Origin of the sequence: Pseudomonas sp. NPDC089407 (assembly GCF_044900445.1) — a bacterium.
Lineage (GTDB): Bacteria > Pseudomonadota > Gammaproteobacteria > Pseudomonadales > Pseudomonadaceae > Aquipseudomonas.
Genome location: NZ_JBJDNB010000048.1, coordinates 24,808 through 46,563 on the forward strand (window position 1 = coordinate 24,808; position 21,756 = coordinate 46,563).

Genomic DNA, 21,756 nt, shown 5'->3' on the forward strand with positions numbered 1-21,756 from the left:
CAATGCGGTCTGGGTGGGAGCTGGCTTGCCGGCGATGGGCCGCAACGCGGCCCCAAAAATCTCAAGGTTTACGCTTACGCGGCCCACCATTGAAACTCGGCACCTTGCGCACCGCTTTCACTGCCGGCTCGGCATTGCCTGCCTCAGTGCTGTCCATCCAGCGCCCCAAGCCACGCTTGGCGCTGTTCTCTTTCGGCTTCTTGGGTTTCTTCGGCTTCTTGACCACCTGGCCACTGGCATCGGTCATCGGCACCCGATGGTCAGGGATGAAGTCCGGCTCTTCATGGCGCGGCAAGGTCTGCCGGGTCAGCACTTCAATTGCCGACAGCAACTGCACTTCATCCGCACACACCAACGAAATCGCCTCGCCCTTGTTACCCGCTCGCCCGGTACGACCGATGCGATGCACGTAATCCTCGGCAACGATTGGCAGGTCGAGGTTGACCACCAAGGGCAGGTCATCGATGTCCAGGCCACGGGCCGCCACATCGGTAGCGACCAGCACCTGGATCTCACGGGCCTTGAAGCTGTCCAGCGCGCGCTGGCGGGTGGCCTGCGGGCGGTCACCGTGGATGCCGTCGGCATTCACGCCTTCGGCCAGCAAGCGCTCTACCAGCTGGTCGACACCATTACGGGTCTTGGCGAACACCAGCACCTGCTTCCAGCGCTGCTTGCGCATCAGGTGGCAGAACAGGTCTTCCTTGCGTTTTTTATCCACAGGCACCAGCCACTGCTTGACGCTGCTGGCCGTGGCGTTGCGCGGGCTGACTTCGATGCTCAGCGGGTCATTCAGTGCCAACCCCGCCAACAGGCGGATCTGCTCGGAGAAGGTGGCGGAAAACAGCAGCGTCTGGCGCTTGCGTGGCAGCGCGGCGTACACCGACTGCAGCTCTTCGGCAAAGCCCAGGTCGAGCATGCGGTCGGCTTCGTCCAGCACCAGGGTCTGCACCTGGTTGAACTTCACCGCGTTCTGCCGGAACAGGTCGAGCAGGCGGCCAGGGGTGGCCACCAGCAGGTCGACGCCACGGCGCAGGCGCATCATCTGCGGGTTGATGCTGACCCCGCCGTACACCGCATAGGTGCTCAGCGGCAGGTTCTCGGCGTACTCGCGCACGTTGTTGTGCACCTGCTCGGCCAGCTCACGGGTGGGCACCAGCACCAGCGCACGGATCGAGTTGCTGGCCACCTTCTCGCCTTCCAGCGCCAGGCGCTGCAGCACAGGCAGGGCAAAACCTGCGGTCTTGCCAGTGCCGGTCTGGGCAGCGGCCATCAGGTCGCGGCCGGCCAGCACGGCGGGGATGGCCTTGGCCTGCACCGGGGTCGGGGTGGTGTAGTCCAGCTGCTGCAGGGTGCGCAGCAGCGGTTCGATCAGGCCGAGTTTGGCGAAATTCATGGCAATACCGTCAGGGGGTTCAGCGAAGGCGGCAAGTTTACCGCATCGCCCCTGCCTACTTGCAGATTTCGCCTTTCAACGGCTGCGTGGGCTGGGGCGCCTTGCGCCACTGCGGCAGGCCGATCAGCACCACCGCGCCAATAATCACCGCCATCGCCACGCACTCTTCAGCACCAATCTGTTCACCGGCAAACACGATACCCAACAGCACCGCCACCGCCGGGTTGACGTAGGCATAGCTGGTGGCAGCCGCCGGGCGCACGTGCTTGAGCAGGTACATGTAGGCACTGAACGCCAGGATCGAACCGAAGAACACCAGGTAGGCCAACGCGCCCCAACCGGCAGCGGTCGGCATTTGCACCATGCGTTCACCCGACAGCACACTGCCCAGCAACAGCACTGCGCCACCGACCAGCATTTCCGCGGCGCTGGCCATCGGCCCCTGCGGCAGCGGCAAGCTCTTGCTCCACACCGAGCCAAACGCCCACGACGCCGCCGCAAAGATGATCAGCGCCGCGCCAACCGGGCTCGCCTGCAGGTTGGAGCCCAGGTTCAGCAGGCCGATACCCACCAGCCCGAGGGCAATGCCCGCCCACTCCAGCTTCGAGTTGCGGTACCCGAACAACAGGCCGAACAACAAGGTAAACAGCGGCACCGTCGCCACCGCCAGTGCCGCCACACCCGACGCCACGCCGGCATGCTCGGCTACGGTCACGCCACCGTTGCCACAGCTAAGCAGCAGAAAGCCGATTGCGCCTGCCGCCCGCCATTGCGGCCAGGTCGGCGCCGGTGCACCACGCCAGCGCAGAAAGCCGTACAGCAGGCCACCGGCAATCAGAAAGCGCACCCCGGCCATGAGCATCGGCGGCCAGCTTTCGACACCAATACGAATGAACAGATAGGTGGAGCCCCAGACCAGGTACAGGGCCAGAAAGGCACCGATCAGCAACAAGGGAAAGCGACGGGAGGCAGGCATGGGGAAAACTCGAAATCCGTTTACGGGTGGTTCAGTTTAAGGGCCTGCCTGGGGGAACATAAGTTACAAAATCGTGCGAAATGAGCGGCACACTTTTGGTGCGTTCGGCTTTGAGAGTTGTGGCGCCTGGGAGATCGAGCGCCGCCCGCGCGGCGCTTCGCGGCACAAGGCCGCTCCCACATCTGTTTCAGGCCAGTCAATTCTGTGAGGCCACCGCTGTCCGCCTTGTTTGTTCCCTTCAATATTGAAGGGGACGCCGCTGTTTTTCATCAATCTCCAGCCATGCGCCCAGGGTGCGCGCGGCAAAGGCACAGGAAAAATTGGCCCGAAACAGATGTGGGAGCGGCCTTGTGCCGCGAAGCGCCGCGCGGGCGGCGCTCGATCTCACAGGCGACACATCATTCACGCCAAGCGCCTGTCAGCCCTCAACAAAACTTCGCCAACGCCTCGCGAAGCTTCGCCGCCGGTGTTTTCTGCAACCGGCACAGCAGCGTATGCGAAAGCTGTTGCACCCCATGGTCCTGGCGCAACACGCCAGCCAGGTGTTGCAACAGGTTGGCCGCCATTTCGGCATCGGCCATGGCCCGGTGCGCCGTACCGGTATCCGGTAGCCCCGCCCAGCGGGTCAGGGTGCCCAACTTGTGGTTCGGCGCTGCCGGCAGCAAGCGCCGCGACAACAACAGCGAACAGGCGAATGATTGGCTGCGGCTACGGCCGATGCGGCTCAGTTCATAGTCCCAGAACTTTTGGTCGAAAGCGGCATTGTGTGCCAGCAGCGGGGTGCTGCCGACGAACTCGGCCACTTCGTTCATCACCTTGTCCACCGGCGGCGCGCTGCGCAGCATGGCCGTGGTGATGCCGGTCAGCCCGGCGACGAACGCAGGCACCGCTACACCGGCATTCATCAGGCTCTGGTAGCGCTCGACGATGCGCCCGCCTTCCAGCATCACCACCGCTACCTCGGTGGCACGGCAGCCGGTACCGGGGGATATGCCGGTGGTTTCAAAGTCGATGACAGCGATACGTTCCACGAAAAACCTCAGTGCTTGAGCAACAGCTTGCCCTCGATGGGCACATAGCGGGTGGCGGCGCGGATCAGTGACAGTGCCGTCAGCCCGGGCACACCATACACCACTGCCTCTGTGCCATGGCGCTGGATTACCCGCTCAAGCAGCAGGTCGAAATCGCCATCGCCAGAGGCCAGCACCACCTGGTCGACCCGGCTGGCCGCGTCGATCACATCCAGGGTAATGCCCACATCCCAGTCGCCTTTGGCTGAGCCGTCGCTGCGCTGGATGAACGGTTTGAGGCGCACGTCGAAACCGAGGTTGCGCAAGATCTGCTGGAACTGCTGCTGCTTGCTGTCGCCGCGATCGATGGCGTAGGCCACGGCCTCGACGATCTGGCCTTCACGGCTAACGTCGGACCACAGGGCGGTGTAGTTGAAATGGCAGCCATGGGCCTGGCGCACGGTGTAATAGAGGTTCTGCACATCGGCGAACAGCGCGATCTTTTTCACCTGGGAACCTCGTGTCTGGGCTGGGAATGCTGGGGCTGCTATGCAGCCCTTTCGCGACACAAGGCCGCTCCTACAGGAATTTGCGTACCCATGTAGGAGCGGCCTTGCGTCGCGAAAGGGGCGCACAGCGCCCCCAGAAATGCCAGCAGTATGCCAGACCTGTCAAACGTACGAATCGTCGTCCGAGAAGAACCCGCCACCATCACTGCCGTAATCGCTGTCGGCATAACCGCCCTGGTCACTGCCCCAGCCACCGTTGTCAGCCACCTGCTGCTGCCCGCCCTGGTCGTTCCAGCCACCCGTGTCGCTGGCCGGCGTCGGCTCTTCCTTGATTACCTCGACCACCTCTTCAGGCTGCGAGTTGTGGTTGAACAGGCTGCTGATGCCCTGTGCCAGCAACACGCCACCCGCCACACCCGCTGCAGTCTGCATCGCCCCACCGAGGAAACTGCTGGCACCACCGCGTGCTGGCGCGGCGCCAAACCCTGGCTGCGGCTGCGCTTGCGGTTGGGAGAAGCTCGGTGCCGAGGGCTCACGCCAGCCACCACCAGACGCGACAGGGGCCGCCGAAGGCCGCTGCGGCTGCACCGCCGGGGCCGCATTGCGCCCACCCGAACCAAAGATGCTGGACAGGAAACCACCCCCGCCATTGCTCGGCGCGTTGTTGGCGGCTTGTGCTGCCTGGGCCTGGGCACGGGCCTGCTGCAGCTCGGCTTCCAGCTGCTTGTTCTGTTCGTCGAGGCGCTTGATCGCGGCCTCCTGCACCAGGATCGCCTGGGCCATGTAGTAAGGCGCCGCCGGCTGCTGGCGCAGGTGTTGCTCGATGCACGCCTGGGCCTGCGGATCACGCGGCTGGCTTGGGTCTTCGGCTTGCTTGATGCGGCCGAACAGGCCGTCGATCAGGGTTTGTTCTTCAGTGTTCATGGGGCGACCTCGTGGGGTAGCAGGACAACGGACAGCGTCAAAGATGGGGCGTTACGGCGCGGGATTCAATCATTGGCGCGGTGAAACTTTTTTCAGCAAGTGACAGCCGCGGGTTCACTTTGGGCTAAAGTGATGCCCTTGTTTTTACTGCCATGCGATGTTGACCGATGAATCCGCTGAGCGTCCTGCGCGACTCCCTGTACTTCTTCCGCCGCCACCTGCCAAACATCCTCCAGTTGTGCCTGCCGCTGGTGGTGGCAGAGGCCTTGCTCACCCAGTTGCTGTACCGCCAGCTGGGCGATCAGGCCTCACCGGCCTACGGCATGTTGGTCAGTCTGCTGTTCTACCCGCTGTACAGCGCCGCGCTGATTCTCTACCTCGACACCCGCAGCAAGGGCCAGGACATTGCCAAGCGCGATCTGTTTGCCCGCGCCTTGCAGCTGTGGCCGCAACTGGCCCTGCTCATCCTGATCAGCTCGCTGCTGATCATGGCCGGCCTGGCGCTGTTCGTCTTCCCGGGCGTGTGGATCATGATCAACCTGGTGTTCGCCGAGTACCTGCTGGTGCTGCGCGGCCGGCCGGTGATGCTGGCGATGCGCGAAAGTGCCAGCATGACCACCGGGCACTTCATGCGCATCATGGTCTGCGTGGTCGCGGTGCTGGCACCGATCTGGCTGATCGACGGGCTGCTGCTAATGGCCTTCCCCGAACCCTCCCCCGGCATGGAGCTGGCCATGGACAGCCTCAGTGGCTTCCTGCAGTTGTTCAGCACCGTGGTGCTGTACCGCCTGTTCATGTTGCTGGAAGGTGAAGCCAGCGCCTGACGCAACAAGGGAAAGTTTTCGATCTGCCTACGTCTCCATGCGTGGCATTAGGGTGCAGAACCTTCAATGCCATTCAAGGAGCACGCCATAGACGAAGACATCCAGGCGCAGTACGCCAGGTCGTTTCGCGGCAAGTTGTACATGCTTGCCGCCAACCGGGATATCCCGCTGCGCCTAAGCAGCAGCAGCGACAAGTTCACATGGGGCTTTATCCCCGAAGATGACTGGCTGCAGGCCGGGGGGCGGCACGACTCGCCAGCGATGGACTTTCAATTCAACTCGCGCACCGAGGACCGTCTGCATTATCACATCAGTATCCCAGGGCGCCCACAGACCAAGAAGCTGGGCGTCAGCCGCAATGGCTATCTGGGTTTCTACTGGAATGCCGAAGTCACCAACTACTGGAAGATCGAACCGCTGGAGGTGACCGACGAAGGCCTGGTCTGCTATCTACGCGATCACCGTGGCCATCGGGTGGGCGCCATCAAGGACGATCCGCACCGCAGCGGTGACTGGGTAGCCTGCCTCAACGTGGAGGAAGGCGATGTATTCACCTTCCTGCTCAAGCAGGTCAACTGACCAGTCGGCACGTCCGCTTAGGTGCCCCGCGGCTTGGCCCGAGCCGTGGCCTCGGCCACTAGCGGGTCATCGGGCCAATAGTGCTTCGGATATCGCCCTTTCAGGTCCTTCTTTACCTCGGCGTAAGTGGTACGCCAGAAATTGGCCAGGTCCTGAGTGACCTGCACCGGCCGCCGCGCCGGCGACAGCAGGTGCAGCTTGACCTGCTGCCGACCATTGGCAATGCGCGGCGTGTCGGCCAGGCCGAACAGCTCTTGCAGGCGCACGGCAAGAATCGGCGGGTTTTCGCTGTAGTCCAGACGGATATTGGAACCGGAAGGCACGGCCAGGTGTGTCGGGGCCTGCTCATCCAGGCGCTGCGGCAGTGGCCAGGGCAACAGGTTGCGCAGCAGCGATGACAGGTCCAGAGCGGCGAAATGACTAAGCCGCGACACCTTGCCCAGATAAGGCTGCAACCAGTCTTCCAGGCTGGCGAGCAACGCCTCGTCGCCCAAGTCGGGCCATTCGCTGTGCCCCGTCTTGTCCAGGTCCAGCTGCCGCAACAGCGCCACGCGCGCCTGCCACTGGCGCAGTTCCGGTGTCCAGGTCAGCAGGTTAAGGCCCTTGCGCCGAACCAAGCCAAGCAGCGCCCGCGCCCTGGCGTCATCATCCAGGCCAGGCAGTGGCTCGCGGCTGAGCACCAGTTCGCCAACCTTGACCTGGCGCTCGGCGCGCAATACCTGCTCGCGTTCATCCCAATCGAGGATATCGACCCGCTCGACCTGCTCGGCCAGCACGCCATCAAGCAAGGTCGAGTCGAATTCGGCTGCCAGGTAGATGCGTTCCTCACGCTGCCCTTGGCGGCTGCCCAAGTCAGCGATCACCAACCATGGGCACTTCATCAGCGCATCAACCTCGGCAAACAGCGCCGCACGGCCGTTGGCCAGCCGGTATTCCGCCCCACCCTCGCGGCGCTGCTGGGCGACACGGTCAGGGTAGGCCAGCGCCAGCAGTGCGCCCAGCCAGCGCGGGTGGCCCGGGTCGGCGACCGGCGCGCCGGCTTTGCCACGCAGCAGGCCACGGTACTGACGGGACAGTTGCCGGGCACGCTGCACACCACCCTGGCCAGCGCGCGTGGCCCTGCTCTCGCCGCTGACCAGCGCCAGCCGGCTGTGCAGGTCGGCGCCGCCGCCGCGCTGGATATCCCGCTCACCCAGTAGGGCGGCGACATCACAAGCCATCTGCGCCAGGCCCAGGTCCTGCCCGCGCAGCAACAAATGCGCGATACGTGGATGCGCCGGCAGTTCAGCCATGGCCTGGCCATGCTCGCTGAGGTTGTCGCGGCTGCCGGGCTTGAAGGCATTAAGCCGCGCCAGCAGTTCCTGGGCCTGGGCAAAGGCCGCCGTCGGTGGCTGGTCAAGCCAGCGCAACTGCTCGGGGGTAACGCCCCAACGTGCCAGCTGAAGGGACAGCCCGGCCAGGTCGGCCTGAAGGATTTCGGCGCTGCCGTGGGCAGCCAACTGGTCATGCTGGGCCTCGGACCACAGCCGGTAGCACACGCCAGGCTCCAGGCGGCCGGCGCGGCCTGCACGCTGGGTGGCACTGGCGCGGGAAATGCGCTGAGTGTCCAGGCGAGTCATGCCGCTGCCCGGATCGAAGCGCGGCACCCGGGCCAGGCCGGCATCGATCACCACACGCACGCCGTCGATGGTCAGGCTGGTTTCGGCGATGTTGGTCGCCAGCACCACTTTGCGCAGGCCTTTGCCCGGTGGGTCGATGGCGGCGCGCTGGGCGTCGAGGTCAAGCTCGCCATGCAGCGGGCACAGCAGAATCTCGGGGCGTTCGCCCAAGGCTTCCTGCAGGCTCTGGTGCACCCGGCGGATCTCGGCCTGGCCGGGCAGGAACACCAGTACACTGCCCGTTTGGTCGGCCAACGCCTGCAGCACACTGTCCACTACCCGCGGTTCGATGAACTCGCCAGGCTGGAAGGGCCGCCCCCAGTGGATATCCACCGGGTGCATGCGCCCTTCGCTGCTCACCACCGGGGCATCGCCCAGCAACCGCGACAGGCGCTCGCCTTCCAGGGTGGCCGACATCAGCAGAATCTTCAGTGGCGGGTCGTCACGCAGCAATTCGCGGCCATTGAGGCTCAGCGCCAGGGCCAGGTCAGCATCCAGGCTACGTTCGTGATATTCGTCAAAAATAAGCAAACCCACGCCTTCCAGCGCCGGGTCGGCCTGCAGGCGACGGGTAAGGATACCTTCGGTGACCACCTCGATACGGGTTTTTGGCCCGACCTTGCTGTCCAGGCGAATGCGGTAACCCACCGTTTCCCCGACCTTTTCCCCCAGTTCACTGGCCAGCCGTTCGGCCGCTGCACGCGCCGCCAGGCGCCTGGGTTCTAGCATCAGGATGGTCTGCCCGGCCAGCCACGGCTCGTGCAGCAGCGCCAGCGGCACACGGGTAGTCTTGCCGGCGCCGGGCGGCGCCTCGAGCACCGCTTCGTCACGGTTTTCCAGGGCTTGGCGCAACGCCGGCAAAACTGCATCAATGGGTAATGGAATCATGGTGGTCCTCGAACAGTCTGGCGAGTATAACGGCGAACCCAGCCTGCTCTATCATGGTCTTAGCATCAGGTGCAGGCGCTTCGCTTGCCCTGCTGAATACCTTCTCGGAGATTTACATGCGCATCCCAACCCGCGTCATCGGTGGCGCTATCATCGTCACCCTGCTGACCCAACTGACCGCCTGCGGCACCATTTTCTACCCGGACCGGCGCGGCCAGATTGGCGGCAAGATCGACCCTGTGGTTGCCGCAATGGACGCTATCGGCATCCTGTTCTACGTAATCCCGGGGCTGATCGCCTTCGGCATCGACTTCGCCACGGGTGCCATCTACTACCCGGGTGGCCGCACAGCCCAGGTCGACCCGGCCAAGCTGCAAGAAGCGGTCAGCCCTGATGGCAAGGTCGACAACCTGAAACTGCAGGCCATTCTCGAAAGCGAACTGGGCCAGCGCCTGCCGCTGGACGACCCGCGGCTGATCCAGCACCGCGGCAGCAGCGAGCAACTGGCCAGTCTGGGCCTGGTTCCGGCAGCCTGAGCCACAAGGACACTGACCACGGATGATCACCACCCCGGCTGAACACCAGCGCCTGCTGCGCCTGGCTACGCGCGCGTCTCTGGCGGTGGCCAGCATCCTGGTGCTGAGCAAGGCGCTGGCCTGGTGGCTGAGCGGTTCGGTGAGCCTGCTGGCCGGGCTGACCGACTCGGCACTGGATGCCGTGGCCTCGTTCCTTAACCTGCTGGCGGTGCACTACGCCTTGCGCCCGGCCGACGATGACCACCGCTACGGCCATGGCAAGGCCGAAGCGCTGGCCGGCATGGCGCAGGCGCTGTTCATCGGCGTCAGTGCGGTGCTGATCGGGGTACAGGCGGTCGAGCGCCTGTATACGCCACAAGCGCTGGGTGGCACCGGCATCGGCATCGGGGTAATGGTACTTTCGCTGGTATTGACCGTTGCCTTGCTGGCGCTGCAGTACAAGGTCATCCGCCTGACCGGCTCCACGGCGGTGCGGGCCGACTCCCTGCACTACCGCTCGGACTTGCTGCTGAACAGCAGCATCCTGCTGGCTGTGCTGCTCGCACGCTTCGGCTGGCCGCAGCTGGACGCGCTGTTCGGTCTGGGTATCGCTTTCTACATTCTCTGGAGCGCGTTGCAGATCGCCCGCGAAAGTACGGCCATCCTGATGGACAAGGAACTGCCCGGCGATGTGGGCGAGGACATGGCCGCGCTGGTACTGGCCATTCCCGGGGTGAAAGGTGTGCATGACCTGCGTACGCGGGTGTCGGGTAATCAGTGGTTCGTGCAACTGCACCTTGAATTGCCGGGGCAGTTGCCGCTGGATCAGGCGCATGGGCTGTGCGTCGAGGCTTCGCGCGTGATTCGCCAGCGTTATCCACAGGCGGATGTGATGGTGCATGCCGACCCGGTATGAATCTCTCAAGCCCTACGCGATCGTTGTAGGAGCGGCCTTGTGTCGCGAAAGGGCCGCAAAGCGGCCCCAAATTTCTGCTTTAGCTCAAATATTGCTGGGGCTGCTTCGCAGCCCTTTCCGACCGGTCCGGCGCCCCGGCAAGGCCGCTCCTACAGGGGGCCGCGCTGGCTTCAGTTGATGCTGTAGCCTCGGCCATTGAAGCAAGCCCCCAGCGCCCGCTGGTAAATGCTCAGCACATTGGCCGGCGGCGCGTGGGTCGCCGTCGCCGGGTCAAACCCTGACTGGCTCACCGCCCAGCGGTGGCACTGGTAACGGTCCTGTTCCTGCTGCTCCTGGCCCTGGCCATGCATCGGGTACGCGACCACGTCATAACCACCATTCGATGGCGCCATCGGTGCCGGCGCCGGCACGCCGACCGGCGGGTTGACCACCACATACTCCTGGCTGTCGGCCAGGTACTGGTAATAGGTATCAGCCACCAGAAAGAACAGCGCGCCACCCAACCATACTTCCTGTGCATAAGGCGGCAGATAGTTGACCCGCACACCATAAGGCGGGGTCACCACGATGTAACTGCCGCCATGCGGGCGGTACCAGTAGCCGCCAGAGTAGAAGTACTCATTACCGCGATAAGGCACTTTCCAGTAGCGATCGGGGAAATGATCGATGGTGTGCCCGGGGCGATACTGCGGCCCGGGGCCCCAGCCATTGCCGTGGCCATCCGGGCGCCCCTGCCAGTCACCCCCGGGGCGTTGCCCCGGCCCGCCGGCCTGCCAGTGGCGGTTGTCGCCGTGGCGCTGGGGGATATCCTGGTAATAGCCCTGGCGTGGCGGCTGGGTCTGGCGCACCTCGTCGCGCGAGTTGAGCGGGCGACCGGGCCCACCCTCACCTTGCACCTGCTGACCGCGTTCACCGTGCCCCTCACCCGGCCCTTCGGCCATGGCCCCAAGGCTGATGCTCAAACCCAGCAAACCAACACCTGCCAACTGCCAGATGCGCGACTTCATGGTATTCCTCTCGGTAGAAAAAACTGCACCTGCAGCCAGTCTACCGCGCCCATCACGCAGGCCAATTAAAATTCCGGTCATGAAAAAAGGGAGGCCACAGGGCCTCCCTTCAGGAATTGTCGTCCGTGCTCGGCACTTGTGGCGCCGGCTCACCTCACAGCGTCTTCTGGAAGCTGTGTAGCCCGGGGGCCTGCAGATCCTGTTGGATGGCTGGCCGCGACCGCCCGCCTAGGGCGCGTCGCCGTGGACTGATGTCCGGGCAGTGATTCTGTTGATAAAGATACCGGACAGGTTGCGACAGAGGATTGCGAAGATTGCTCGGATAAATAGCACTTGCGCAATTTTTCACCCTGGATTGATAATTCGCAGCAATATGAACAGAAAAGGCAAATGCCATGAGCAAACTTGACCGCTATGACCTGAGCATTCTCGCCGAACTGCAGCGCGATGCGCGCATTTCCAACCAGGAACTGGCCGAACGCATCGGCCTGTCGCCTTCGCCATGCTCGCGTCGGGTCAAGCAGCTGGAAGACGATGGCTACATCTCGCGCCAGGTGGCCCTGCTCGACCGCAAGAAGCTGGGCCTGAGCCTGACCGCCTACGTACTGATCGGCATGGACCGCCATACCCCGGAACGCTTTGAAACCTTCGAAGCGGCCATCCGCAACCTGCCACAGGTGCTCGAGTGCAGCCTGGTCACGGGTATGGATGCTGACTACCAGTTGAAAGTGGTGGTACCCGACATGGACCATTACCAGAAACTGCTGCTAGGCAGCCTGACCCGTATCGACGGCGTCACCAGCGTGCGTTCGAGCTTTGTGCTCAACCAAGTCCTGGCCAGCACCGAGCTGCCATTGACCCACCTGCGCTGAATGCCTGCGCCGGCAGGCGTATAATCGAACGCTCAACCCGCCTGGAGAACACCGATGGATCCCGCCGTATTCGAAGAGTGGATGATGATCATCCTGGTCACCGTGCTGATCGGTTTCATGGGTTTCATCGTCTGGGACCTGGCGAAAAAGTCCAAGGCAGGCAAGTTCGGTACGCTGATCCTGTTCTTCGTGCTGGGGCTGGGGGTGTTGGCCTTTATCATCAAGAGCGTGGTGGTGGGGTTTCTCGAAGGGGTGTAGGGCTCGAGAATGCCGGGAGCGCTTCGCGCTCCATCGCGACACAAGGCCGCTCCTACAGGGGATCGCACAATACTTGGGCTTGCGCTGTCCTGTAGGAGCGGCCTTGCCGGGGCGCCGGACCGGTCGGAAAGGGCCGCAAAGCGGCCCCCTGCTATCGCAGCAGTTTCGCCGGAACCTCGCGCCAGCACCCCTGCTCCAACCCCTCCAGCGCCCAGTCACCAATCCGCACCCGCACCAGGCGCAAGGTCGGCAACCCCACCGCCGCCGTCATCCGCCGTACCTGGCGGTTGCGCCCCTCACGAATCACCAGCTCCAGCCAACTGGTCGGCACGCTCTTGCGAAAACGCACCGGCGGGTTGCGCGGCCACAGTTCAGGCTCGTCAAGGCGCCGCGCCTCGGCTGGCAAGGTCGGCCCGTCGTTCAGCTCCACGCCATCGCGCAAACGCTGCAACTGCTCATCGTTCGGCTCGCCCTCCACCTGCACCCAATAGGTCTTGGCCAGCTTGTGCTTAGGGTCGGCAATCCGCGCCTGCAGCCCGCCATCGTTGGTCAGCAACAGCAAGCCTTCACTGTCGCGGTCCAGCCGCCCGGCCGGGTACACGCCCGGGATGTCGATGAAGTCCTTGAGCGTCGCCCGCCCTTCGCCATCACTGAACTGGGTCAGCACGTCGAACGGCTTGTTGAACAGGATCAGGCGCGGCTCGGCCGGCGGCGCCTTGGCCTGGCGACGAGGGCCGGTGGCAGGCCGCGCCTGCGGGCGGCGCGGCTTGTTACGGGGTGGCAGTGGCATGGATCCTCAGCGGAACGGCGGCTCATCGAAGCTACGCAGTTTACGCGAGTGCAGCGAGTTGAGCTCGGTACGCAGCAGGTCGAGGGCGGCAATGCCGATCTTCAGGTGCTGGCTGACCGCCCGGTTGTAGAACGCATTGGCCGAACCCGGCAGCTTGATCTCGCTGTGCAGCGGTTTGTCGGAGACACACAGCAAGGTGCCATACGGCACGCGCAAACGGTAACCCTGGGCGGCAATGGTGCCGCTTTCCATATCTACCGCCACGGCGCGTGACAGGTTGATCAACGGCCGTTCCTGCGCCCAGCGCAGCTCCCAGTTGCGGTCGTCGTAGGTCAGCACGGTGCCGGTGCGCAGGCGCTTCTTCAACTGCTCGCCACGCTCGCCGGTGACTTGCGCGGCAGCCTCCTGCAGGGCCAGCTGCACTTCGGCCAGGGCCGGGATCGGAATGTTCGGCGGCACGACGCGGTCTAGAATGCCGTCGCGGCGCATGTAGGCGTGGGCCAGCACGTAGTCGCCGATGGTCTGCGATTGGCGCAGGCCACCGCAGTGGCCGATCATCAGCCAGCAATGCGGGCGCAGTACTGCCAGGTGGTCGGTAATGTTCTTGGCGTTGGACGGGCCGACACCGATGTTGACCAGGGTAACGCCGTCGCCATCCCCGGCGATGAGGTGGTAGGCCGGCATCTGGTAACGGTGCCAGACCACGCTGGCCACCAGCGCCTGGGTTTCGCCGTGGTCCATGCCTTTCTCGATCACCACGTTGCCCGGTAGCACCATGCGCACGAAGCGCGGGTCGTCACGCAGTTGCTCCAGGCCATGGCTGATGAACTGGTCGACATAGCGGTGGTAGTTGGTCAGCAGGATCCACGGCTGCACATGGCGCCAGTCACTGCCGGTGTAGTGCACCAGGCGGCGTAGCGAAAAGTCGACGCGCGCGGCATCGAACAGTGCCAGCGGCAGGACTTCGGCACGTTCCCAGTCGCACAGGCCGTCGGCAATGTTGTCGGTGGCAGCCGACAGGTCGGTGCTGGGGAATACCCGCGCCAGCTGTGCGGCAGTAATGCCGCTGCCCGCCAGCTCGTCGCCCTGGTCGACCACGTAGGGGTAAGGGATGTGCTGCTCGCTGACACCAACCTCTACCGTGACGGTGTAGTCGTGCATCAGCGGGCGCAGTTGCTCCAGCAGGTAGCCACGGAACGCGGCGGGCTGGGTGACGGTGACGCTGTAGGTGCCGGCTACCTGGACCTTGGCATAGGCGCGGGTGGTGGCAGCCACTTCACCGTGGCTGTAGTAGGTCAGGCGCAATGCCGGGTAGCGGAACAGGTCGCGCTCATCGGCGTCGGGCTCGGTACGGTCCTTCAGGTAACGCTTGAGGGCCTGGCTAAGGGCACCGGTGGCCTGTTCATGCAGGGCCGCCAGACGGTCGACGGCCTGTTCGGGGGTATCAACGACTACAAAAGCGTGGCTCACACTGTGCTTCCTGTCTGGACATGCATGTGAACCATCTTGCCTGCCTTCTGGGCTAAATACACCCCCATTGATCGGTGTTAATCAGCAGGCTGGTGCTGGTCCCTGTAGGAGCGGCCTTGTGTCGCGAAAGGGCTGCGAAGCAGCCCCAGCAATTTGTGCATCTGTGCTGATACCCTGGGGCTGCTTCGCAGCCCTTTCGCGACACAAGGCCGCTCCTACAGGTCCTGTGCTGGCGTGGCCCTCGCCACAAGAGCCTCCACATCCACTCCCCGCGGCAACGCCCCATACACCCGGCCGCCCCCCGCCAACCGGCTGCCAATGAACGCATCACTCACCCGTGCATTGCCCGCCTCCAGCAGCAGCTTGGCCTGCAATGCCAAGGCAATATCTTCGGTCAACTGCCGCGCGCGGTACTGCAGGTCGCCGGTATCGGCAAACGCCCCCTTGAGGTTGCCAATATGTGCCGCCAACCGCGGGTCGCCATGCCCATCGCCCAGTTCGGCGAACAACGCATCAAGCACCCCCGGTTCCTTGGACAAGGCCCGCAGCACATCCAGGCACTGCACATTGCCCGAGCCTTCCCAAGTCGAGTTGACCGGTGCCTCACGGTACAGCCGTGGCAGGATGCTGTCTTCCACATAGCCCGCACCGCCCAGGCACTCGGCGGCTTCGTTGATCATGGCTGGCGCACGTTTGCAGATCCAGTACTTGCCCACCGCAGTAACCAGCCGGGCGAAATGCGCCTGCTGCGGGTCGTCCAGTTGCTCCAGCGCCTGCCCCATGCGCAGGCTCAGTGCCAGCGCGGCCTCACTTTCCAGTGCCAGGTCGGCCAGCACGTTCTGCATCAATGGCTGCTCGTTCAGCACCCGCCCGCCCACCTTGCGGTAGGCGCAGTGGTGGGTCGCCTGGGTCAGCGCCTGGCGCATCAGCGCACTGGAGCCAACCATGCAATCGAAGCGGGTCATGGCAACCATCTCGATGATGGTAGGGACGCCGCGCCCTTCTTCGCCGATCATCCACGCCAGCGCGCCACGGAACTCGACTTCGCTGGAGGCATTGGCGCTGTTGCCCAGTTTGTTCTTCAGGCGCTGGATGTAGAACTGGTTACGGTTGTCATCCGGGCGGTGGCGCGGCAGCAGGAAGCAGCTCAGGCCTTTTTCGGTCTGCGCCAGGGTCAGGAAGGCATCGCACATGGGCGCCGAGCAGAACCACTTGTGGCCGACCAGTTCATAGGCCTGGCCCGGCCCGGGCGCCCCTACCGGGTAGGCGCGCGTGGTATTGGCACGCACATCGGTGCCGCCCTGTTTCTCGGTCATGGCCATGCCCAGGGTGACCCCGGCCTTGTGCCGGTCGCCGACGTTGCGTGGGTCGTACTCGCAGGCAAGGATCTTCGGCAGCCAGTATTCGGCCAGCTCGGGTTGCAGGCGCAGCGCCGGCACGGCGGCGAAGGTCATGGTCAGCGGGCAACCGGTGCCGGCCTCGGCCTGGCTGTGCAGGTAGGTCATCGAGGCGCGGGCCACATGGGCGCCAGGGCGGGGTTCTGCCCATGGCAAAGAAGGCAGGCCGTGTTCGACGGCGGTGCGCATCAGTTCGTGGTAGGCCGGGTGGAATTCGACCAGGTCGATGCGATGGCCGTAGCGGTCGTGGCTGCTGAATTCGGGTTTGTGCGCGTTGGCCAGGAAGCCCGCCTGCATCAATGGGCCGCCGGCCAGGGCGCCGTAGGCATCGATCCGCGCCTCGGCCCAGCCGGCGCCGAAACGCCGCGACCATTCCTGCAGTGGCAGGTCGAGGCGGTACAGGTTGGCCCCGTCGAGGGACGGCGGCTGGTTGGTGACTTCGTGGGTTTCAGCGTACTGATGCAGGTTCATCGGGGGCTCCTGGATCCGGGTAGGCTTGAGAGACCCAGTGAAGCATTCCCTGTGGGGGAGGCAAAGTGGCAATCGTGACTAAAGGTGTGGTGGTGGGGGCATGGAATGAGGTGGTGTGGGAGTTGGCAAGGTTTATGTCTTGGGCATGTATCAGGGCTTACAGGTGTTCGCCTTGAACAGGTATCAGGGCTGACAGGTGTTCGCCACAACACATTCAGCGCTTATGAGATCGAGCGCCGCCCGCGCGGCGCTTCGCGGGACAAGCCCGCTCCCACATCTGTTTCGGGCCAATTACTCCTGCGCCAAGTGGGTTGCAGCCTTAGTGCATGGCTGGAGCTTAATTAAGAGCAACTGCGTTCCCTTCGATATCGAATGGAACAAACAAGGCGGACAGCGGTGACCTCACAGAAGCGACTGGCCCGAAACAGACTGTGGGAGCGGGCTTGTCCCGCGAAGCGCCGCGCGGGCGGCGCTCGATCTCACAGGCGCTGCAACTGTCGTGGCAGCGCCTGCAAGCCCTCACCCAATCCCCCCGCCTTACTCCCCGGCAGTCAACGCGTTGTAGCTGGTCATCAGATTCCGATAATCCGGAATATGGTTCGAGCACAGCGCCGCCAGCCCTTCCACATCATTGCGCCAGTCACGGTGCAACTCACAGGCCACGCCAAACCAGGTCATCATCTGCGCCCCTGCCTGGCTCATGCGGTCATGCGCCGCATCACGGGTCATTTCATTGAAAGTCCCGGAAGCATCAGTCACCACAAAGACTTCAAACTCTTCTTCCAAAGCCGACAGCGCCGGGAACGCCACGCAAACCTCGGTTACCACGCCAGCAATGATCAACTGCTTCTTGCCAGTCGCCTTCACCGCCTTGACGAAGTCTTCGTTGTCCCAGGCGTTGATCTGGCCAGGGCGGGCGATGTAAGGGGCGTCCGGGAACAGCTCTTTCAGCTCGGGCACCAGCGGGCCGTTGGGGCCTTGTTCGAAGCTGGTGGTGAGGATGGTCGGCAGGTTGAAGAACTTGGCCAGGTCAGCCAAGGCCAGCACGTTGTTCTTGAACTTGTCCGGCTCGATGTCACGCACCAGCGACAGCAGGCCAGCCTGGTGGTCGACCAGCAATACGGCGGCGTCGTCTTTGTTCAGGCGGTTATAGGTGAATTTGCTCATGGTGTGTGCTCCTAAGGGTTTTGATCTTTTCAGTAAGTTGGGTGTTTCGCGTTGATGGGAGAAGATTAAAACCATCACCTTTGGAGCGGTAGATAGTGGTTTTTGGCTTTAGCGTTCTGTTTCGGGAACGATGGGTTGGTACTGGATTTGCTGGCCTCTTCGCGGGTAAACCCGCTCCTACAAGGGACTGCGCAAGTCTTCAGCACTGCGCTGAACAATGTAGGAGCGGGTTCACCCGCGAAAGGGCCGGCACTGCCGTCAAAAAACATGTAGTCCAAATCTCTAGCTCTTGTAGGACCTTTCCTAAAGCCTCTCCACCCCGAAAATACCCGCCCACAGCCTGCTAGGTTCCTGGCTCCCACCTTAAAAAAGAGGCGAGCCATGAGCATGCGCATGAACATCTTCGGCCGATACCAGGGCCTGGACGGCGACGAAACCACCACCGGCGCCATCTGCATTGCCAGCCAGGCCAGGGGCCGTGTGCATGGCCGCAACTGGCTGCTGCAAGGCGACCCGACCACGCCCTGCCCGTTATGTGGACAAACGGGCACCATCGTCGAGGGCGAAGCCCGCTGGCGGCAGGACGGTATTCCAACGGCTCTGGACGGCGCACTGGTGCAATGCGGCTGTCCACAGGGCAGCAATCGCGTGGTTGCGGGTGGGTCTGCAACGCCAGCGTCGCACAGGGCACCGGCACCTGAGCCTGTTCGTAAGGCACCCGCGCAGGCCCAGGCGAGCAGCCCGATAAGAAGTACCTATCAGCCAGAAGTGGCTCAGCCTTCGCCTACTCCACAAGGCATGGAACCCGGCTTCTACATCATTCCGCGTTGCTTGACGTATCAGGAAGTACTGGCAGAACTGGGCGCGCCGCAGGCCAATATGCCTCGGTCAATTCTGGAGCGGCTGAACCCGACGTATCAGCAGGGGTTCAAGGCAGGTGAGATTTTTGTCATTGGTGATGGTTTACGGCGGCCGGTGTGTACGCGTGAAGAACTGACTGCAATGAGTGCGGCGAAACAGGCTAGGGAAGCGTTAGCGGAACTGACGCCGGAGGAAGCCGAGTTCATGATGCGTCACTTACCCAAAATAGCTGGGTTGCTCAGCGATGCCAGCCTGGCGTTGGGAGTAAGCGAAGCCATGATGTCCCGGGCGCTCGATGACCTGAGCGCGACATTACGCAAGATTGAAGATTTGCATCAGCGGCAGTTCTCGAAGTATGGACATCTGCGCAGCCCCGAGTTCTTTGCTGAACGCTCAAAGCTTTTCAGGCAATTGGATGCACATTTGAACATAGGCTTACTTAACAAGCACATGAATCTGGGTAGTTATGACAGCTTACGCAGGGATCTGGGAATATCGAGTCGTAGTCTTGTCCACCACTGGAGCAAAGCTGGAGCACCTGGAGCGATACCGGGGTATTCAACACACTTGGACAAAATGGCAAAACTATCTAATTATCTTAAAAAGGGAGGTTATGTAGGAGTTGGACTTGGCGCAGGGAGCGGCCTATTAAATATTCAGCAGGCATGCCAAGAAGGAAGCGCCGAAGCCTGTAAAAAAATAGCATTTAAAGAGTCTGGAAATTTTGCCGGCGGCTTAGCGGCAGGTGCCCTTGCGGGCAAAGCGTCAGGGGCTTTAGCAGCTGCCGCCTGCTTAAGCCTTGGGCCACTTAGCGCCGCCGCATGCACCATCATTATAGTAGGTGCAGGCACTGCAGCCGGGAGTATGGCCGGAATGGCTGGAGGCGAGTGGTTTGGCGAAGTCATTTATGAATTTACAGAGTAATGGAGAGTCAATATGGAATTTTCAGCGAAAACCATGAAACTATTTATGGCGACATCATCATGCTTCATGATCATGACTGGACTGGCAATCTATACCCGCTTGGCGCAAGCTAAAACCTTGGAAATAATGATTGAAGCGCTACCAAGCAGTTACTGGTTGAAGTTAAATATTGATATTTGGAACAAACGAAGCCTTAACTCTCGACTACAACTATTAGCAGTCATATCAGCCGTATTATTTTGGCCAATAAAAAACCTGCATATTCGCCACCACAAGCTAGACCAAAAAGATATTGACAATTTTCCGAAACACCTACGAAAACAGTTATTGATCTGCAACTATCTACTTTATCTAGGAGCAGCTTGTTTTGGCACAACTTATTACATATACAGTTAGCCAACACCTAAAAACATGTGCCATTGCAATTATCAACGTTAATTCATACTCTGGGAGCGTAGCTGGCATGAGCATTGGTGAATATATAGGGGAAGAACTCTATGAATTAACCGAACATGAATGAATTACTTGAGTCTCTCTGGGGCTTGGGATTTCTGGCCATGCCTTTTGCGCTCTTTTTCGCAGGGCTTTCAATGACGGCGCAACTCGCTTACCTGCCTAATTACCGGAAACTCCAGCACGCCTTGAGAAGAAGTGAGCACTTGAAGAAAGCCGCGCTTTGGTGGGGAGAGCGTAGCTTTTACTCCCGGGTATCAGTCGTTGCCACATTGAGTGGTATCGCGTTAAACCCTGAATATTTTCTGAAACGAGGGCTTCTAGATCCAGATGATGCCTCAAACTTTCCAGCAAGCTTGAGAAAGAGGATGCGTATTGTATTTCTATTGCTACTGGTAGCATTTATTTGGTCGCTGCTAGCCGCTGCTCTGATTAAACTGAAGCGCATGCAATTCTGGAGCTGAATTAAATCTAAGTGCAACTCATGAATAGGCCGTGCATTACAAGCACCTGACCAGATCAAAACAGCGTCATTCCAAAAAGCAACGACCTTACTGCAAGGACTGTCACGACACGATTTCGAGGCTTTCAAAATGATTGATCATCTTGACGTAAAGCTAAGACTACTCCTGTTAGGCACGCCAATCTGCCTAGCCTTAATTGGATTTGTAGCTGACATTCACATCGCGTGCTCTCGCCAATATAAAGAAATGACCTCAGCGCTCCAACGGAGCGCATGCCTTCCCTATGCGACCGCGATGTGGGGAGAAAACAAAATAGGCTCCAGAATTCTAGTTATTTCTGTAATCGCTGGCGCCCTTGGGTCCCCCGCCTCAAGCATTCGCAGTGGGCTATTGGATGAGCAAGACCACTTACAATTCCCTAAAAATTTAAGAAGGAAAATACTCATTTCATCTTCGCTAAACACTATTGGAGTTGCATGGGTAGCGATATATTATCTGATGAAGCTTATGGAGTGAGAAACCACCCACATAGATCCATCGAAGATAAATTTCGAAATATTGGACGACACCGGATACGTCGCTGTTCGCGGGCACGCCCGCTCCCACAGGTGCTGCGCATAACTTGGACTATGTGCAATCCCTGTGGGAGCGGGCATGCCCGCGATAGGGCCGGCCCAGCCAATACAAAGGTCAGCGCATCAAACCCAACTCAGCATCATCCAGCAGGGCCTTGGCCATGGCTGCGAAGTAATGCGATGCCCACATCATCTGCTGGTCGCCATCCATCAAACCGGTCAGCGACAGGTCGCGTGCATAGCCCATCAGTTCAGAGGCCTGCTCGCGAGCGCTGCGGCAGGGGATGCCCTCGGCGATGCGGAACAGTGGGTGGGTTTGGCCTTCGCCCTGGAAGAAGTAGGTGACGCCGGGGGTGGTTTTGGTTTCGTCGGTCATGGGTTTTCCTGAATGCTCGTTGACCGCCTCTTCCGTTTCCACAGGAAGGGTGGCGGCTGTACACGGGGTGGAAACCCGAGTGCATTCAGGGAAAACTCGGTAGGCACAAGGCCTCCCGGGTACAGCCGCCATGAACGACATAACCTGAAATGCTTGCTGCAGGTTTCCACACCCGATCGCTGAACCGTCAGCGACAGGCAAAGCCTAGAGGGTGAGATTTGCAGGAACAATCAGACGCGTGTCGACAGAGGTTGTAGGGTATTTCGCAGGGGGTGGAGTTGCCAGTGCTAAGGTGTAGGAAGAGTCTGGAGTTGTTGTAGGTTGCAGGGGCATGGCTGGGGAAGGCATCAGGGCTGACAGGTGTTCGCCATGACAGGTTCAGCGCCGGAACTGTCAGATTTTTTGTGTGCGGGCCGGTAACGGCCTGCCGCCAGGCAGGCCCTGATTTTCACCAGGTTGGCCTGATGAACCGATCTCCG

The 21,756-nt window shown here is 61.7% G+C and carries 21 protein-coding genes; 9 read left to right on the plus strand and 12 right to left on the minus strand.

Annotation, left to right across the window (positions count from 1 at the left end; all coding sequences use genetic code 11):
* Window positions 1–61: 61 nt before the first annotated feature.
* The 5 genes from ACI2KG_RS26955 to ACI2KG_RS26975 form a co-directional block, all read right to left on the minus strand.
* The gene (locus tag ACI2KG_RS26955; protein WP_201203647.1) at window positions 62–1,393 is read right to left on the minus strand and encodes a DEAD/DEAH box helicase; all 1,332 of its coding nucleotides are present in this window, start codon (window positions 1,391–1,393) and stop codon (window positions 62–64) included.
* A gap of 55 nt (window positions 1,394–1,448) precedes the next feature.
* Entirely contained in the window at window positions 1,449–2,369 is a 921-nt protein-coding gene (gene yedA, locus ACI2KG_RS26960; RefSeq protein ID WP_404663961.1) for a drug/metabolite exporter YedA, read from the minus strand.
* 425 nt (window positions 2,370–2,794) lie between these two features.
* Window positions 2,795–3,400, minus strand: coding sequence for a PolC-type DNA polymerase III (locus tag ACI2KG_RS26965; RefSeq protein WP_404663962.1), 606 nt, complete (start codon window positions 3,398–3,400; stop codon window positions 2,795–2,797).
* Window positions 3,401–3,408: 8 nt separating this feature from the next.
* Window positions 3,409–3,888 (minus strand): NYN domain-containing protein, encoded by a 480-nt coding sequence (locus tag ACI2KG_RS26970; protein ID WP_028699930.1) that lies wholly within the window; start codon window positions 3,886–3,888, stop codon window positions 3,409–3,411.
* 162 nt (window positions 3,889–4,050) lie between these two features.
* The gene (locus ACI2KG_RS26975) at window positions 4,051–4,812 is read right to left on the minus strand and encodes a DUF2076 domain-containing protein (protein WP_404663963.1); all 762 of its coding nucleotides are present in this window, start codon (window positions 4,810–4,812) and stop codon (window positions 4,051–4,053) included.
* 167 nt (window positions 4,813–4,979) lie between these two features.
* Here ACI2KG_RS26975 and ACI2KG_RS26980 point away from each other — a divergent pair, with 167 nt between their 5' ends.
* Together ACI2KG_RS26980 and ACI2KG_RS26985 are read left to right on the plus strand one after the other, a co-directional pair.
* A complete protein-coding gene (locus tag ACI2KG_RS26980; protein ID WP_404663964.1) occupies window positions 4,980–5,636 on the plus strand; it encodes a YciC family protein in 657 nt (218 codons plus the stop codon).
* A gap of 87 nt (window positions 5,637–5,723) precedes the next feature.
* Window positions 5,724–6,215 (plus strand): hypothetical protein, encoded by a 492-nt coding sequence (locus ACI2KG_RS26985; RefSeq protein WP_404663976.1) that lies wholly within the window; start codon window positions 5,724–5,726, stop codon window positions 6,213–6,215.
* Between the two features lie 17 nt (window positions 6,216–6,232).
* Here ACI2KG_RS26985 and hrpB read toward each other — a convergent pair whose 3' ends face one another.
* The gene (gene hrpB / locus ACI2KG_RS26990; RefSeq protein ID WP_404663965.1) at window positions 6,233–8,761 is read right to left on the minus strand and encodes an ATP-dependent helicase HrpB; all 2,529 of its coding nucleotides are present in this window, start codon (window positions 8,759–8,761) and stop codon (window positions 6,233–6,235) included.
* A gap of 116 nt (window positions 8,762–8,877) precedes the next feature.
* Here hrpB and ACI2KG_RS26995 point away from each other — a divergent pair, with 116 nt between their 5' ends.
* A complete protein-coding gene (locus tag ACI2KG_RS26995; protein WP_404663966.1) occupies window positions 8,878–9,297 on the plus strand; it encodes a polyribonucleotide nucleotidyltransferase in 420 nt (139 codons plus the stop codon).
* 22 nt (window positions 9,298–9,319) lie between these two features.
* Entirely contained in the window at window positions 9,320–10,192 is an 873-nt protein-coding gene (locus ACI2KG_RS27000) for a cation diffusion facilitator family transporter (RefSeq protein WP_404663967.1), read from the plus strand.
* A gap of 170 nt (window positions 10,193–10,362) precedes the next feature.
* On the opposite strand, the gene ACI2KG_RS27005 is transcribed toward ACI2KG_RS27000, so the two are convergent.
* Entirely contained in the window at window positions 10,363–11,199 is an 837-nt protein-coding gene (locus tag ACI2KG_RS27005) for a DUF6515 family protein (RefSeq protein WP_404663968.1), read from the minus strand.
* Between the two features lie 395 nt (window positions 11,200–11,594).
* Between ACI2KG_RS27005 and ACI2KG_RS27010 the strand changes: the two genes are divergently transcribed.
* A complete protein-coding gene (locus ACI2KG_RS27010) occupies window positions 11,595–12,071 on the plus strand; it encodes an Lrp/AsnC family transcriptional regulator (RefSeq protein WP_125462492.1) in 477 nt (158 codons plus the stop codon).
* 54 nt (window positions 12,072–12,125) lie between these two features.
* The gene (locus tag ACI2KG_RS27015; protein ID WP_003249787.1) at window positions 12,126–12,329 is read left to right on the plus strand and encodes a DUF2788 domain-containing protein; all 204 of its coding nucleotides are present in this window, start codon (window positions 12,126–12,128) and stop codon (window positions 12,327–12,329) included.
* A 151-nt stretch (window positions 12,330–12,480) separates the two neighbouring features.
* Here the strand turns inward: ACI2KG_RS27015 and ACI2KG_RS27020 are convergent, their stop codons facing one another.
* The 4 genes from ACI2KG_RS27020 to ycaC all read right to left on the minus strand — a co-directional run bounded on the left by ACI2KG_RS27020 (window position 12,481) and on the right by ycaC (window position 17,624).
* Window positions 12,481–13,119 (minus strand): pseudouridine synthase, encoded by a 639-nt coding sequence (locus tag ACI2KG_RS27020; RefSeq protein ID WP_404663969.1) that lies wholly within the window; start codon window positions 13,117–13,119, stop codon window positions 12,481–12,483.
* Window positions 13,120–13,125: 6 nt separating this feature from the next.
* Window positions 13,126–14,589, minus strand: a complete 1,464-nt coding sequence (gene amn / locus ACI2KG_RS27025) for an AMP nucleosidase (protein ID WP_404663970.1) — start codon at window positions 14,587–14,589, stop codon at window positions 13,126–13,128.
* Window positions 14,590–14,804: 215 nt separating this feature from the next.
* Window positions 14,805–16,457, minus strand: coding sequence for an acyl-CoA dehydrogenase family protein (locus ACI2KG_RS27030; RefSeq protein ID WP_404663971.1), 1,653 nt, complete (start codon window positions 16,455–16,457; stop codon window positions 14,805–14,807).
* A 537-nt stretch (window positions 16,458–16,994) separates the two neighbouring features.
* Window positions 16,995–17,624: an isochorismate family cysteine hydrolase YcaC gene (gene ycaC, locus ACI2KG_RS27035; protein ID WP_404663972.1), complete on the minus strand. Its 630-nt coding sequence runs from the start codon at window positions 17,622–17,624 to the stop codon at window positions 16,995–16,997.
* Window positions 17,625–18,005: 381 nt separating this feature from the next.
* On the opposite strand from ycaC, the gene ACI2KG_RS27040 reads away from it, so the two are divergent.
* The 3 genes from ACI2KG_RS27040 to ACI2KG_RS27050 all read left to right on the plus strand — a co-directional run bounded on the left by ACI2KG_RS27040 (window position 18,006) and on the right by ACI2KG_RS27050 (window position 20,326).
* Window positions 18,006–19,409: a PAAR domain-containing protein gene (locus ACI2KG_RS27040; protein ID WP_404663973.1), complete on the plus strand. Its 1,404-nt coding sequence runs from the start codon at window positions 18,006–18,008 to the stop codon at window positions 19,407–19,409.
* 12 nt (window positions 19,410–19,421) lie between these two features.
* Window positions 19,422–19,805: a hypothetical protein gene (locus ACI2KG_RS27045; protein ID WP_404663974.1), complete on the plus strand. Its 384-nt coding sequence runs from the start codon at window positions 19,422–19,424 to the stop codon at window positions 19,803–19,805.
* A gap of 116 nt (window positions 19,806–19,921) precedes the next feature.
* The gene (locus ACI2KG_RS27050; protein WP_404663975.1) at window positions 19,922–20,326 is read left to right on the plus strand and encodes a hypothetical protein; all 405 of its coding nucleotides are present in this window, start codon (window positions 19,922–19,924) and stop codon (window positions 20,324–20,326) included.
* 690 nt (window positions 20,327–21,016) lie between these two features.
* On the opposite strand, the gene ACI2KG_RS27055 is transcribed toward ACI2KG_RS27050, so the two are convergent.
* A complete protein-coding gene (locus ACI2KG_RS27055; RefSeq protein ID WP_201203624.1) occupies window positions 21,017–21,277 on the minus strand; it encodes a DUF3077 domain-containing protein in 261 nt (86 codons plus the stop codon).
* Window positions 21,278–21,756 lie beyond the last annotated feature (479 nt).